Genomic DNA, 12,615 nt, shown 5'->3' on the forward strand with positions numbered 1-12,615 from the left:
CGACTTCCGTTCCTGCCCTGCGGTATTCGACCGGACTGGCTGCGTGCTCTAGGGTGGCAGGGTAGACACGCGAGAGGTGATGTAGCGATGAAGGTAACGGTAGTGGCGGGCAATCCCAAGCCCGGTTCGCGGACGTTGGATGCAGCCGGTCTGGTCGCGACCGCGGTCACGGGCGCCGCCGCGGATTCCACGGTCGACGTGATCGAACTCGGGGCAGGTCTGCTCGGGTGGGGTGACGACAAGGTCGCGGCGGCCGTGGAGACGGTGGCGTCGTCGGACCTCGTCGTGTTCGCCAGCCCGACGTTCAAGGCGTCGTACACGGGCGTGCTGAAGCTGTTCCTCGACCAGTTCGCGACCGGAGACGGCCTGAAGGACGTCGTGGTGGTGCCGCTGATGCTCGGGGCCGGGCCCGCGCACGCCATGGCGCCGGACCTGCTGCTCAAGCCGGTGCTCGTCGAACTCGGCGCGACGGCCCCAGCTCCCGGCCTGTACCTCATCGACACCACCTACACGACCGACACACGTATCACCTACTACGCCGAGCGATGGGGTTCGATCCTGACCGCGGCGGCCCGGACCCGGACGGAACTCTCATGACGCAGGCAGACGGCACACTGGACAAGACTTCGCTCCGGGAGGCGTTCGGACATTTCCCGAGCGGCGTCGTCGCCGTCTGCGCCGAAGTCGACGGTGAGCGCGTCGGGATGGCGGCGAGCACGTTCGTGCCCGTGTCGCTGGAGCCGCCACTGGTCGCGTTCTGCGTGCAGAACACGTCCACCACATGGCCGAAACTCGCGGACCTCGCCCACGTCGGGATCAGCGTGCTCGGTGAGGCGCACGACGCCGCCGCCCGTGTGCTCGCCGCGAAGACCGGCGACCGGTTCGCGGGCCTCGACACCGAAACCACCGACGGCGGTGCGCTGTTCATCGACGGAGCATCGGTGTGGCTGGACACCACCGTCACCCAGCAGGTGCCCGCGGGGGATCACGCGATCGTGGTCCTGCGGATCAACGAGCTCAGGGTGCAGTCGGAGATCGAGCCGATCGTGTTCCACCGCAGCCGGTTCCGCTGGTTGCGCACCGTCGCGTCCTGACACGGGGTGAGATGACCACGGAACTGACGGCGCCGGCCGATACAGACGTTCATCCCCTGGACGACGCCATCCGTGAATCCCTTCGCGGGGCGCACGCGCATTTCGCCACATGGTCGGGCCGGGTGGCGCGGTACCACCCGGACGTCGCGCCGCACGTGGGCCACCCGGCGACGCTGGGCGACGAGGAGTGGGCGGATCTCGCGGCACTGCTCGGGTCGTCGTCGACGGCCGCTCTGCGCGGATTCGGGCACACCCCGCCTCAGGGCTGGGAGGTCGTGGACTCGTTCGGCCTGGTGCAGATGGACGGCACCGCGCTGGACGTCGCACCGGACCCCGACGCCGAGGTGCTCGGCGCGGCGGACGTCCCCGAGATCCTGGACCTGATCGGCCGCACCCGGCCCGGACCGTATCTTCCGCGGACCATCGAGATGGGGACGTATCTCGGTTTTCGTGTCGACGGTGAACTGGTGGCCATGGCGGGCGAGCGGTTGCATCCGCCCGGGTGGACGGAGATCAGCGCGGTCTGCACCGATGAGCGTTTCCGGGGCCGCGGATTCGGTGCCCGGCTGGTGCGCGCCGTGGGAGCAGGGATCCGCGCCCGCGGGGAAAGACCGTTCCTGCACGCCGCGCAGTCGAACACGACGGCGATCCGCCTGTACGAAAGTCTCGGCTTCACCCTCCGCCAGCAGTCCGCGCTCACCGTCGTCCGGACGCCGGCGTAGGCCGATCCGGCGCCCGTCGTGACACCGGTCAGGCAAAATCGCAGGTATGAAGTACGTGCTACTGATCTGCGACGATGAGTCGGTATCGCCGACGAACGAGGAGCTCGCGGCGGATCCGGTGCATCAGACTTGGTGGGAGGATCTGCAACGACGCGGCGGGATGCTCGTCGGCCAGCGGCTGCGACCGGTGGTGGATGCCACGACGGTCCGGGTCCGCGACGGTGAGACTTTGGTCTCGGACGGGCCGTTTGCCGAGACCAAGGACTTCGTCGGCGGATTCGTGATCGTCGAGTGCGCGAACCTGGACGAGGCGATCGAGATCGCTGCCGGCCATCCTTACGCGCGCTGGGGCGGCGTCGAAATCCGCCCCGTCTGGGAATGACTGCGCCCGATGACCGAGTGCGTGCGGCGGTCGATGCGGCATTCCGGGACGAGTGGGGGCAGGTCGTTGCGACTCTCATCGGGTTGACGGGGGATTGGGATCTGGCCGAGGACTGTGCTCAGGACGCATTCGCCTCCGCGTTGACGAACTGGCGGCGCGACGGCGTTCCGCGCCGCCCCGGCGCCTGGCTCACCACGACGGCGCGCAACCGCGCGATCGACCGGCTGCGCCGCGACGCGGCAGGTGCGGGCAAGGTACGCCAGCTCGCCGTGCTGACCCGCGACCCGGACGAGCCGCATGACGAGATCCCCGACGAGCGGCTGCGGCTGATCTTCACCTGTTGCCATCCGGCGCTGCCATTTCCGGCGCGGGTCGCGCTCACCCTGCGGACGTTGGCCGGTCTGAGTACCGCCGAGATCGCCCGGGCCTTCCTGACCGCCGAGTCCACGATGGCGCAGCGCCTGGTCCGCGCCAAGCGCAAGATCCACGAGGCCGGGATTCCCTACCGGGTCCCGCCCGTCGAGGTGCTCTCACCGCGACTGGCCGCGGTTCTGGCGGTGCTTTACCTGATCTTCAACCAGGGCTACGACGAGGAGGACGGGCGGGCCCTCACGGCCGAGGCCATCCGCCTGGCCCGGCTCTTGATCCGGCTGATGCCCCAGGAACCGGAGCCGCGTGGCCTTCTCGCGCTGATGCTGCTGCACGAGTCCCGGCGCGCGACGCGCACCGACGACGGAGCGTTGGTCACCCTCGAGAACCAGGACCGGTCTCGGTGGGACCATGCGCTGATTGCCGAAGGTGTGGCAACGCTGGACCAGGCGCTGGCATTGGGGCGCATCGGTGGTTACCAGGTGCAGGCCGCGATCGCCGCCTGCCACGTCACCGCGCCTGACGCGGCGAGCACGGACTGGCCGCAGATCGCGGCCCTGTACACCGAGTTGGCGCGACTGGCGCCGTCCCCGGTGGTGGATCTCAACCACGCCGTGGCGGTCGCGATGGCCGACGGCATTCCGGCCGGCCTCGCCCTGGTCGACGAGATCACGGCATCCGGCCGGCTCGACCGCTACCACCTGCTGCCCGCGACCCGAGCCGATCTGCTCCGCCGGGACGGCCGTACCGCAGAGGCCGAGGCAGCGTACGAGCAAGCCCTGCAGCTGGCGCCGACCGAGGCCGAGCGCCGCTACCTGACCGGCCGCCTGCGCGAGCTCTGAAGAAATCTCGAGATCATTGTGCGGTTGTTGTCGATCTTGGACGGAATCCTTCGTCGGTGAGGTGAAAGCAACCAAGAGGAAGGAAAGTGTCGTGAACACCGAAACAACCCCGTCCGTCGTCGACCGCGCGACCTACCAGGCCGAACTGGATGCGCTGCGGGTCCGGGAGAAGACGCACACCCACGAAGGCGACGCGATTGCTGCGGCCCGCCGGCGACTGCCGATGGTCGAGGTGGACCCCGCCATCGGTCTGGTCGGCCCGCACGGGCCGGTCCCGCTGCTGGACGTGTTCGAGGGCCGCAGCCAGTTGATCGCGTACTTCCACATGTGGCACGCCGGCCACCCCGCGGCCGCACAATGTGAGGGCTGCACATTCTTCAACGGCCAGGTGCGCGAGCTGTCGTATCTGCACTCGCGCGACGTCACGTACGCCACGTTGTGCCAGGGACCGTACGACGTGAGCGTCCGCTACCGCGACTTCATGGGTTGGGACGTGCCCTGGTATTCCGCGCAGGATGCGGCGGATGCCCTGCTCGGCGATCGCCCACGGTCCCCGGCGCCTCTGGTCTGTTATCTGCGACAGGATGACAGGGTGTTCGAGACGTTCTGGACCAGCGGCCGCGGTCTGGAACCGATGGCTCCGACGTACGGGTTGCTCGACATGACCGCGTACGGCCGTCAGGAAACGTGGGAGGATTCGCCGAGCGGTTGGCCCCAGCATTGGGAGCCCGGCACGAGGGACATCATGCGCACCGACGGACGGCCCACCGCGCAATGGTCCCGCCTGGCATCCGGACGCTCCGACGCCCTCGGCGCCACCGGGCGCTGACGCCACTGATCACAGTGCGGATGCGGCGACGTGTTCCCGGCGCGTGAGCACGAGTGCCGCGCCGTCGGTGATCGCGATGGTGTGTTCGCTGTGCGAGGTGCGCGATCCATCGGCCGAGCGGATGGTCCACCCGTCGGGGTCGTAGACGATCTTGTCCGTGCCGGCGGCGAACCACGGTTCGAGGGCGAGGGTCAGTCCCGGGCGCAGTGTGAGTCCCCGGCCCGCACGTCCCGTATTCGATACGTGCGGATCTTCGTGCATGGTTCGTCCGAGCCCGTGACCACCGAACTCGGTGTTGACCGGGTACCCGTACTCGGCGGCGACCGCGCCGATCGCGGCAGAGATATCGCCCAGCCGGTTGCCGGGTACGGCGGCGGCGATGCCGGCTGTCAGGGCCTTCTCGGTGGCTGCGATGAGGCGCTCGTCCTCGGGTCGTGGATCACCGACGATGATGCTGCGGGCACAGTCGGCGACCCACCCGTCGATGGACACTGCGATGTCCATGCTCAGCAGGTCTCCGTTCTGCAGCACGTAGTCGTGCGGCAGGCCGTGGAGTACGGCGTCGTTGACCGACAGGCAGATGACGTTGCGGAACGGCCCGCGCCCGAATGACGGCGCGTAGTCCCAGTAGCACGACGTGGCGCCGCGCTGGGCGATCAGCTGGCGGGCGCGTTCTTCGAGCTCGAGCAGGTTCACACCCGGGCCCGCGCGGTGTTCGAGATCGTCGAGCAACTCGGCGATGAACGTGCCGGTGACGTCCATCGCAGCGATCTCCCGTGGTGTTTTCAGTTCCAGCACCAACTACTCCTCCTGATAGGCCAAAATCGGTATTAAAATACCACCCTAGACGATGTAGAGGTATTTTCATACCGCTGCGGGAGTTAGACTGCTCGCATGGTGCGTCTTCCTCTGACTCCGGAACAGCTGGCCGCAGGTAAGCGCCTCGGTCTTCAGCTACGGCAGGCGCGCGGGGATCGCACCCTCGCCGAGGTTGCGCAGGAGGCGGGGATCTCCCCGGAGACTCTGCGCAAGATCGAGACCGGGCGGATGGCGACACCCGCATTCACGACTGTCGCGGCCCTGGCCCGGGTGCTTCCCCTGTCGCTCGACGAGCTAGCCGACATCTGCCTCGCCCGTACCGGCCTCCGGCAAACCGGGTAGCAATTCTCCAGTCCGAGAAGGGGTCTCACCGGGTGTGCTGCCGGAGTGCGGTGATGGCGCCGTGCGGCCTGTGGCCGCTCCCCGTTCGTGTATGGGTCTCGATCACCTCGAAGCCGGCCGTGACCAACTCCTGGCCGAGTTCCGCCACCGGCCACCGATAGGCAGTGGTCACGGCATGGTCGAAGGTCTCCACGGTTGCTCCTTCGAAGAAGCCCACCAACAACCCGCCGCCCGGCCGAATCACGCGCGCGAACTCGGCGAGCGGAGTCCGGATGTCCTGCGGACTGTGGTGAATGAGCGAGTACCACGACAGCACACCGCCGAGTGATTCGTCCGCGGCGTCCACTGTCTCGAAGCCGCCGATGTCGAAGGAGAGGTGGGGATACTGCAGGCGAGCTCGTTCGACGAACTCGGGAACCAGATCGATCCCGCTCGCCGCCAGTCCGCGCTCGGCCAAGAAATCCGTCCACTGCCCCGGACCACACCCGGCGTCGACTACCGGACCTGTCAGGGTGGCGGCCCAGCTGCGCACCAGGGCCCGATCGGAGGGGTGTGTCGAACTCACGGAGCCGAAGAGGTCCGTGTACTCCTGGGATCTGGCCGAGTAGGACTCTCGGACCGTGTCGCATGGTGCGGCGCTCGTGTTCTCCATGCCGTCAATCATTACGGAAAGTCGAGCGTTGCGGCCGGGGTGGCGGAGATCAGGGCTGAAGGACGTACTTCCCGCGTACGCCGCCCCGCGCGATCGCGCGGTGGGCGTCGGCGACCCGATCGAGCGGTACGACGGCGTGCACCCGCGCCGGCAGGTGGCCGCTCGCGGTGGAGTCGAGGAGCTGGGCGAGCCGGGCACCGTCGGGCTGCGCCACCAGCACCCGGACGGTGACGCCGCGTTCCCCTGCCGGTGCCGCGCCCGGCTGCACGCCGACGAAGACGCCGCCGTCGCGAACCAGTGTGAGGCCCTGTTCCTGGAGTGCGGCACCGTCGGCTACCGCGTCCCAGGCGCGCGCTGTCTGCGTGGTGAAGTCGGCGCCGAGGCCGCGCACGAATTTTTCGTCTTCGGCGCGGGCGAGTCCGGTGACCCGCCAGTCGCGGTCCTGGGCGAGTGTCACGACGTTCGCCCCGACCGCCCCAGCGGCCCCGGTCACCAGCAGGCTCCGGCCTCCACCGTCACCGAGCAGATCGACCAGCTGGTCTGCAGCGAGGCCGCCGAGCGGAACCGTTGCGGCGGTGGCCAGGTCGAGGCCGTCCGGCACCGGAGCGGTGTCGCTCGCCGGGACGATCAGCTGCTCGGCGTAGGTGCCGAAGTCGCGGTCGAACCCGGCGACCAGCCCCGCGACGCGGCTGCCGACCGGGAGGTCGACGTCCGGACCGACCGCGGTGACGGTGCCGGCGAAGTCCCAGCCGAGGCCGGTGTGGTCGGGCTGGTCGATCAGCCCGAGCCGGTGGAACACCCCGGCGGCGAGCGCCAGGTCGACGGGGTTGACGGTGGCCCCGGCGATCTCGACCCGGACCTGGCCCGGCCCGGGCTCGACGACGGGTACGTCGATGATCTCGATGGAGTCGGGACCGCCCGGGGTGCGGACGACGGCGGTGCGGAAGGTGGTGGACATGTTGCCTCCTGTGGACCGGGATTTGTGCTTTAACTCCACGATGGAGGGGTTACTCTCCAATGGGAAGTACGCACTTCAGAGTGCGTAGGTCACCGCACGGGAAGGAGCGGTCGATGCCGACAACGACGGTGGCCCAGGAGCGGGCACAGGCGAAGGTGGAGTACGAGGCGTTCCTGGCGACCTGTCCCAGCCGCCAGCTCCTCGACCGGATCTCCGACAAGTGGGTGACGCTGGTCCTGGCCGCGCTGGGCAGCGACGGCCCACACCCGGACGAAGACTGCGTCGGCGAGCCACGGCGGATGCGCTACTCGGAGCTGTCTCGCCGGCTGGCCGGAGTCAGCCAGAAGATGCTCACCCAAACCCTGCGCTCCCTCGAACGCGACGGCCTGCTCACCCGCACGGTGACGCCGACCGTGCCTGTCACGGTCACCTACGAGCTGACCGACCTCGGACTCTCGCTCCACTCCGTCACCCGGGGGATCAAGGCGTGGGCGGAGGCGCACATGGACGAGGTGCTTGCCAACAGAAATACGTACGACACCCGCGTCGGCTAGCGCGCTGAACCTAACCACTCACGGGGAGCGGAGCACCCTCGAAGCGTTCGCGGAGGGTGGATTCGGCGTACTCGTACCGGAAGATCCCCTTCGCGCGGAGGATCGGCACGACGTGATCGACGAAATCGGTGAGACCGGAAGGGAATCCGTCCGGCATCAGGTTGAATCCGTCCGCCGCGCCCGCCAGGAACCATTCCTCGATGGTGTCGGCGATCTGCTCGGGTGAGCCGACGACCAGCCGGTGACCGAAGCCGCCCGCCTTGCGAAGCAGTTCGGACACCGAATACCGGCTCTCGAGCGCCAGCCGCACGACGGCCTCCCGGAACCCGAGCGAGCCGGAGAACGACGGATCGACCGGGGCGAGAAGCAACTCCTCCGGGATCGGCCGGTCCGGGTCGAGGGAGCTCAGGTCGACGCCGAGCATGCCGCCGAGCCGTTCGGCGGAGAAACCGTCGGCGGCCTTGGATTCCCAGTCCTCGTACCGGGCGATCGCCTCGGCCTCGGTGCTCCCCACCACCGTGACGAGCCCGGGAAGGATCTTCACCGCCTGGGGATCCCGACCGGCTGCGCGGGCGACATCCTTTACGTCCCGGTAGTGCTGACGCCCAGCCTCGAGCGTGAGCTCCGCCGAGAACACCGCGTCGGCGCTGCGACCTGCCAGCGCGCGGCCCTGCGGGGAGCCGCCGGCCTGCACGAGCAGGGGGTGGCCCTGCGGCGACGGCGGCACGGGCAGTGCGCCGTGAACGTGGAAGTACTCCCCGTCGTGGTGCACCGGGACCCGGGTGGTCGCCGATTCCCACAGCGCGGTGACGACGTCCACGAACTCCGTGGCCCGGCGATACCGCGACTCGCGGTCGGGAATCCGGGAGAGACCGAAGTTGTGGGCGGTCCCGGCGTGGAACGTGGTCACCACATTCCACGCCACCCGTCCACCGGACACGACGTCGAGGGAGAGGAATCGGTCCGCCAGATCGAACGGATCGTTGAACGTCGTCGACGCCGTGCCGATCAGCCCGAGGTGTTCCGTCGCGCTCGCCACCACCCCGAGCACGGTGGTGGGTTCGAGGGCCCGCGTCGGCTTGACGGCGGGATCCTCGCGGAGCGCAGGACCGTCCGCGAGGAACAGCGCGTCGAGGGTGCCGCGCTCGGCGATCGTCGCGACCTCGGTGTAGTAGTCCGGGTCGATGAACGACGTCGGGTGCAGGTCGGGAGCCCGCCACGCGGACGGGTGGAAACCCACGTCCAGCACGTTGACGTTGAGGATGACCTCTCGTTGCGCGGGCATCAGCCGGCCGGCTTCGCGGCCGCGCCGTCGATGTTGGTCTGGCTGCGGTCGGTGGCTCGCGCCGATTCGATGCTCTGCGCCACCCGGGAGAAGAACGGGTCGCTGTCGATGAGCTGGCCGATCCGCGGGTCGTGGTAGGTGTCGAGCAGCGGCGCGAAGTCGGGGTTGTCCTTGTTCTTCTCGTTGATGACGACCTCGATCCAGTACAACTCGTAGGCGGGGGCGTTGAAGACGATCTTGTCGTCGGGGACGTCGGCGAGGTCGAAGTTGGACCGCCAGCCCAGTGCCAGGTCGACGTCGGGCAGCGTGCGCGGCAACTGCGCCAGCGCGGCCTCGGTGAACTCGAACGACTTCGGGTTGTCTTTCACGTCGCGGATGGTCACGCGCGACGGGTCGACACCGTCCTTCAGGGTCAGCTGGCCGAGGTCCTGCAGGGTCTGCAGTGCCTGCGCCTGATTCGACGGGTCGTCGGGGATGGCGACCTTCGCGCCCGTCGGGAGATCCTCGAGCTTGCCGTACTTCTCGGAATATCCCGAGAACTTGAGGACGTACCAGTCTCCGGCCGCATGCAGTCCGAGGTTGCCGTCCTCGTTCTGCACGCGCATCCACTCCTGATGCTGGCTGTGGTTGGCATCGATGTCGCCCTGGGAGACCGCGAGATTCTTGAGCTTCGAATCCTCGATCTGCACGGGTTCGACGGTGATGCCGTGGTCGGGGGCGAGTTTCGCGACTTCCTTGGCGAGCTTCTCGTCCAGGATCGATCCGGCGGTGTATCCGATCTTGAACGTCGTCTGCGGGCCGTCACCTTCGGTTCGGTCGTTGCCCCCGGCCGCGCCGCACGCGGTGAGGAGGAGAAGCAGTGTGGCCGTCAGTCCGCCTGCCGCCACAGCACGGGCGCGCGTCACCGAGCGGGGTCGAGTCGTCATGGGTGTTGTCCTCTGATCTGGGTGAATGTGAAGGAAGGCTCAGCGCCGGTTGGTGAGGCGGGCGGCCAGGTCGCCGACGAGCTGGATGACCTGGACCAGTACCACGAGAGCGATGACCGTCGTGATCATCACGGTGTTGTCGAATCGGTTGTAGCCGTAGGCAATGGCGAGGTTGCCGATGCCGCCTGCGCCCACCGCTCCCGCGATCGCCGACATGTCGAGGATGCCGATCAGCGCGATGGTCAGGGCGCCGATGATGGTCGGAACAGCTTCGTGGAGTTGCACTTTGCGGATGATCTGAAAGTTCGACCCGGCCGAGGCCCGGCCCACTTCCACCACTTCGGGGGGAACGTCCCGCAGCGAATTCTCGATCAGACGTGCGACGTACGGTGTCGCGGCCAGCGTCATCGGAACCGCCGCCGCCTGCACCCCGAGCGAGGTGCCGACGACGAATCGGGTGAACGGAATGATGGCGGCCATCAGCACCAGGAAGGGCAGCGATCGACCGAGGTTGACCACCCAGCCCGCGACCGCGTTGACCGCCGGGTTGGGGAACAGTCCGCGGGGCGCGGTGTTGTGCAGGATGACCGCCAGCGGAGTGCCCAGCAGGATCGCCAGGATCACCGTGATCCCGACCATCTGCACGGTCTGCTGCAGGGCGGGGAGGAACAGCTCGGGAAGTTCCTCGACCGGAGTCGAAATGGCGAGAACGACGGTGCCCGGGGCGCTCATGCCGCTGCCTCCTCGGTGGTACGCGCGGATGCGTCGTCGTCGACCGGGGTTCCGTGCAGGCCCCAGGACGACAGCAGGTCGCCGACGGACGGATGCTCACCGGCCACCGAGATGGTGACCCGCCCGGCCGGGCGTCCGCCGACCGATTCCACGGTCCCGGACAGCACGCCGATCGACCGGCCGGTGGCCTTGCCGAGAAGCTCGATCCAGTTGGTGGGAACGGTGTCGGAGCCGTAGGTGACGTGCCAGAGCACGTCCCGGTCCTCCGCGGTGATGTGGGAACGGTCGGGGAGGAGGCCGACGCCGAGTTCGGAGTGCGGATCGCGGAGGAGTTCGATCACCGGGCCCGATTCCACCACCCGCCCCGCGTCGAGGACGGTGACGACGTCCGCGACCTGCCGGACGACATCCATTTCGTGGGTGATCAGCACGATCGTCAGCCCGAGGTCGTCGCGCAGTTCGCGCAGCAACGCGAGGATGGATCGCGTGGTATTGGGATCGAGCCCCGACGTTGCCTCGTCCGACACCAGGACCTTGGGAGCGAGTGCCAGCGAGCGGGCAATCCCCACGCGCTGCCGCTGCCCGCCGGACAGCTGCCGTGGGTAGAGGTCGGCCTTGTCGGACAGACCGACCCGCTCGAGCAGCTCCGCCACCCGTGCCCGCCGCTCGGAGCGGCCCACACCGGCGAATTCGAGGGGCAGGGCCACATTCTCGGCCGCCGTGCGGCGGGCGAGGAGGCTCGACGCCTGGAAGATCGTGCCGATCGCGCGACGCTGATCCCGGAGCCGGCGTTCGGACAGTCCCGAGACGTCGGTGCCGTCGAGCAGAATGCGGCCCTCGGACGGGCGCTCCAGCAGGCTGATGATGCGCGACAGCGTGGTCTTGCCCGCGCCGCTCTGGCCGATCACCGCCGCGATCTGGCCGGTGCCGACGGAGAAGTCGATGTCGTGGAGCACTTCGACGGAACGGGATCCCTTCCCGAATCGTTTCGTGACGGAACGGACTTCGATCATGCTGAACCACCTGTGTCGGATGACGGCACCTCGGGTCGGCCGTCGGGACGGAAAATCCCGGCCCGCGGACGGGCCGGTGGATTCCCGAAACGATAGGCGTGAGTAAACGGAAAGTCATGCCTAAGAATCGACTTGATCAGAAGGACGGCTAGTTCTGCGCGCCCGGGTAGACCGGACGGCGGTGGGCAGGCGCCGGCGCCGGATCGGGCAGCCGCAGCGTCGCCCGGAGCGACCGCTGCCGGTACCCGCGGGGCCGAGTCGGCCTCGGCCACGCGGCGAACCCGGCGTCGAGGTCGGTGACGGTCGCGATGTGACCGTCCACCTCGGTGGCGCCGGGATCGTCGACGACGAACAGCAAGGCGCGCTCGCGCACAGCCTGCCCGTGACGGTCGACCTGGCTGCCGTCCAGCACGACGATGTCGGAAACCTCGGCGGCGGAGACGATGTCGTCGCCGTCCTGCGCCCACCACGCGACGGGAATCTTCTGCTGCGGCGGGGTGGGCACGTTGAGGGGGCCGGCGATGTCGAAGACCCCGTGGTGGTCGGCGTAGACGATCCGGTCGGAATCCGCGAAACGCACGTCGTGCGGGCGTCCACGGATCGTGTCGGCCGGCCAGCTCTCCCACAGCGTGCGGGAGGCGTGGATCGCATCGGTCGTGGCTGCGGGACTCGGCCCGGCATCGATCCACACCCCCGCCGAAGCCAGGTTTCCCGGCGCCGATCGATCTTCCACACCGGTGAGCCAGCCGACCCGGCCGCGGCTGGTGTGATCGAGCGATGCGAGCCGGCGAGCCAGGTTGTACGGGTGGTCGAGGTGGGGAACCGCGGTGACGAACACACCGATGTCGTCGGTGGCGGCGATCAGTGCTGCGGCGGACACGCTGGGCGACAGGGCCGCGGTGGGCCGGGGAGCGGTCCGCGACACCCGCTCGACGCCGAGCAGGACGAAGTCCGCGCCCGTGCGGGTGATGAATGCGGCGAGTTCGTCGATCCGGTCGCGGCGAATGGTGTCGACGAGCAGGCGCTCACCGAGTGCGAGTCCGTGGAAGGTCCTGCTGCGCTGGATCACACTCATCGGAGGTCTCCCGTTGTCGGT

The 12,615-nt window shown here is 68.6% G+C and carries 16 protein-coding genes; 8 read left to right on the forward strand and 8 right to left on the reverse strand.

Features of this window, described 5'->3' with window-relative positions:
• Nucleotides 1-87: 87 nt before the first annotated feature.
• The 6 genes from QM693_RS14575 to QM693_RS14600 all read left to right on the forward strand — a co-directional run bounded on the left by QM693_RS14575 (nucleotide 88) and on the right by QM693_RS14600 (nucleotide 4,238).
• Entirely contained in the window at nucleotides 88-597 is a 510-nt protein-coding gene (locus QM693_RS14575; RefSeq protein WP_283352688.1) for an NADPH-dependent FMN reductase, read from the forward strand.
• Entirely contained in the window at nucleotides 594-1,094 is a 501-nt protein-coding gene (locus QM693_RS14580; protein WP_007300445.1) for a flavin reductase family protein, read from the forward strand. The genes QM693_RS14575 and QM693_RS14580 overlap by 4 nt, the downstream gene beginning before the upstream one ends.
• 11 nt (nucleotides 1,095-1,105) lie before the next feature.
• A complete protein-coding gene (locus QM693_RS14585) occupies nucleotides 1,106-1,816 on the forward strand; it encodes a GNAT family N-acetyltransferase (RefSeq protein WP_283352689.1) in 711 nt (236 codons plus the stop codon).
• Between the two features lie 46 nt (nucleotides 1,817-1,862).
• A complete protein-coding gene (locus QM693_RS14590) occupies nucleotides 1,863-2,198 on the forward strand; it encodes a YciI family protein (protein WP_283331210.1) in 336 nt (111 codons plus the stop codon).
• Nucleotides 2,195-3,409 (forward strand): RNA polymerase sigma factor, encoded by a 1,215-nt coding sequence (locus QM693_RS14595; protein WP_283352690.1) that lies wholly within the window; start codon nucleotides 2,195-2,197, stop codon nucleotides 3,407-3,409. The genes QM693_RS14590 and QM693_RS14595 overlap by 4 nt, the downstream gene beginning before the upstream one ends.
• 91 nt (nucleotides 3,410-3,500) lie before the next feature.
• Complete coding sequence (locus QM693_RS14600) at nucleotides 3,501-4,238, forward strand: DUF899 family protein (RefSeq protein ID WP_283352691.1); 738 nt, start codon at nucleotides 3,501-3,503, stop codon at nucleotides 4,236-4,238.
• 9 nt (nucleotides 4,239-4,247) lie between these two features.
• On the opposite strand, the gene map is transcribed toward QM693_RS14600, so the two are convergent.
• The gene (gene map / locus QM693_RS14605; RefSeq protein WP_283352692.1) at nucleotides 4,248-5,036 is read right to left on the reverse strand and encodes a type I methionyl aminopeptidase; all 789 of its coding nucleotides are present in this window, start codon (nucleotides 5,034-5,036) and stop codon (nucleotides 4,248-4,250) included.
• A gap of 96 nt (nucleotides 5,037-5,132) precedes the next feature.
• On the opposite strand from map, the gene QM693_RS14610 reads away from it, so the two are divergent.
• The gene (locus tag QM693_RS14610) at nucleotides 5,133-5,399 is read left to right on the forward strand and encodes a helix-turn-helix domain-containing protein (protein WP_009474442.1); all 267 of its coding nucleotides are present in this window, start codon (nucleotides 5,133-5,135) and stop codon (nucleotides 5,397-5,399) included.
• Nucleotides 5,400-5,424: 25 nt separating this feature from the next.
• On the opposite strand, the gene QM693_RS14615 is transcribed toward QM693_RS14610, so the two are convergent.
• Nucleotides 5,425-6,051 (reverse strand): class I SAM-dependent methyltransferase, encoded by a 627-nt coding sequence (locus tag QM693_RS14615; RefSeq protein ID WP_283352693.1) that lies wholly within the window; start codon nucleotides 6,049-6,051, stop codon nucleotides 5,425-5,427.
• Between the two features lie 49 nt (nucleotides 6,052-6,100).
• Nucleotides 6,101-7,009 carry an NADP-dependent oxidoreductase gene (locus QM693_RS14620; protein ID WP_283352694.1) on the reverse strand — a complete coding sequence of 303 codons (909 nt, stop codon included), beginning with the start codon at nucleotides 7,007-7,009 and terminating at the stop codon, nucleotides 6,101-6,103.
• Nucleotides 7,010-7,122: 113 nt separating this feature from the next.
• On the opposite strand from QM693_RS14620, the gene QM693_RS14625 reads away from it, so the two are divergent.
• Nucleotides 7,123-7,563 carry a winged helix-turn-helix transcriptional regulator gene (locus tag QM693_RS14625; RefSeq protein ID WP_283352695.1) on the forward strand — a complete coding sequence of 147 codons (441 nt, stop codon included), beginning with the start codon at nucleotides 7,123-7,125 and terminating at the stop codon, nucleotides 7,561-7,563.
• A 10-nt stretch (nucleotides 7,564-7,573) separates the two neighbouring features.
• On the opposite strand, the gene QM693_RS14630 is transcribed toward QM693_RS14625, so the two are convergent.
• The 5 genes from QM693_RS14630 to QM693_RS14650 all read right to left on the reverse strand — a co-directional run bounded on the left by QM693_RS14630 (nucleotide 7,574) and on the right by QM693_RS14650 (nucleotide 12,594).
• Entirely contained in the window at nucleotides 7,574-8,848 is a 1,275-nt protein-coding gene (locus QM693_RS14630; RefSeq protein ID WP_283352696.1) for an LLM class flavin-dependent oxidoreductase, read from the reverse strand.
• On the reverse strand, nucleotides 8,848-9,774 hold the full coding sequence (locus tag QM693_RS14635) for a MetQ/NlpA family ABC transporter substrate-binding protein (protein WP_283352697.1): 927 nt from the start codon (nucleotides 9,772-9,774) through the stop codon (nucleotides 8,848-8,850). Before QM693_RS14635 ends, QM693_RS14630 begins: the two co-directional genes overlap by 1 nt.
• 39 nt (nucleotides 9,775-9,813) lie before the next feature.
• The gene (locus QM693_RS14640; protein WP_283352698.1) at nucleotides 9,814-10,506 is read right to left on the reverse strand and encodes a methionine ABC transporter permease; all 693 of its coding nucleotides are present in this window, start codon (nucleotides 10,504-10,506) and stop codon (nucleotides 9,814-9,816) included.
• Nucleotides 10,503-11,519 carry a methionine ABC transporter ATP-binding protein gene (locus QM693_RS14645; protein ID WP_283352699.1) on the reverse strand — a complete coding sequence of 339 codons (1,017 nt, stop codon included), beginning with the start codon at nucleotides 11,517-11,519 and terminating at the stop codon, nucleotides 10,503-10,505. The genes QM693_RS14640 and QM693_RS14645 overlap by 4 nt, the downstream gene beginning before the upstream one ends.
• A gap of 148 nt (nucleotides 11,520-11,667) precedes the next feature.
• The gene (locus QM693_RS14650) at nucleotides 11,668-12,594 is read right to left on the reverse strand and encodes an LLM class flavin-dependent oxidoreductase (protein WP_283352700.1); all 927 of its coding nucleotides are present in this window, start codon (nucleotides 12,592-12,594) and stop codon (nucleotides 11,668-11,670) included.
• Nucleotides 12,595-12,615 lie beyond the last annotated feature (21 nt).

Source organism: Rhodococcus sp. IEGM 1305 (assembly GCF_030058635.1).
In the GTDB taxonomy this organism is placed as follows: domain Bacteria; phylum Actinomycetota; class Actinomycetes; order Mycobacteriales; family Mycobacteriaceae; genus Rhodococcus_F; species Rhodococcus_F opacus_D.

What these genes read in the sequence shown, in the direction of transcription:
- QM693_RS14595 (WP_283352690.1), top strand. Translation starts at nt 2,195, where the DNA reads ATGACTGCGCCCGATGACCGAGTGCGTGCGGCGGTCGATGCGGCATTC.
- QM693_RS14625 (WP_283352695.1), top strand. Translation starts at nt 7,123, where the DNA reads ATGCCGACAACGACGGTGGCCCAGGAGCGGGCACAGGCGAAGGTGGAG.
- QM693_RS14575 (WP_283352688.1), top strand. Translation starts at nt 88, where the DNA reads ATGAAGGTAACGGTAGTGGCGGGCAATCCCAAGCCCGGTTCGCGGACG.
- QM693_RS14580 (WP_007300445.1), top strand. Translation starts at nt 594, where the DNA reads ATGACGCAGGCAGACGGCACACTGGACAAGACTTCGCTCCGGGAGGCG.
- QM693_RS14645 (WP_283352699.1), bottom strand. Translation starts at nt 11,519, where the DNA reads ATGATCGAAGTCCGTTCCGTCACGAAACGATTCGGGAAGGGATCCCGT.
- QM693_RS14650 (WP_283352700.1), bottom strand. Translation starts at nt 12,594, where the DNA reads ATGAGTGTGATCCAGCGCAGCAGGACCTTCCACGGACTCGCACTCGGT.
- QM693_RS14585 (WP_283352689.1), top strand. Translation starts at nt 1,106, where the DNA reads ATGACCACGGAACTGACGGCGCCGGCCGATACAGACGTTCATCCCCTG.
- QM693_RS14615 (WP_283352693.1), bottom strand. Translation starts at nt 6,051, where the DNA reads ATGGAGAACACGAGCGCCGCACCATGCGACACGGTCCGAGAGTCCTAC.
- QM693_RS14610 (WP_009474442.1), top strand. Translation starts at nt 5,133, where the DNA reads ATGGTGCGTCTTCCTCTGACTCCGGAACAGCTGGCCGCAGGTAAGCGC.
- QM693_RS14630 (WP_283352696.1), bottom strand. Translation starts at nt 8,848, where the DNA reads ATGCCCGCGCAACGAGAGGTCATCCTCAACGTCAACGTGCTGGACGTG.
- QM693_RS14640 (WP_283352698.1), bottom strand. Translation starts at nt 10,506, where the DNA reads ATGAGCGCCCCGGGCACCGTCGTTCTCGCCATTTCGACTCCGGTCGAG.
- QM693_RS14635 (WP_283352697.1), bottom strand. Translation starts at nt 9,774, where the DNA reads ATGACGACTCGACCCCGCTCGGTGACGCGCGCCCGTGCTGTGGCGGCA.
- QM693_RS14590 (WP_283331210.1), top strand. Translation starts at nt 1,863, where the DNA reads ATGAAGTACGTGCTACTGATCTGCGACGATGAGTCGGTATCGCCGACG.
- QM693_RS14620 (WP_283352694.1), bottom strand. Translation starts at nt 7,009, where the DNA reads ATGTCCACCACCTTCCGCACCGCCGTCGTCCGCACCCCGGGCGGTCCC.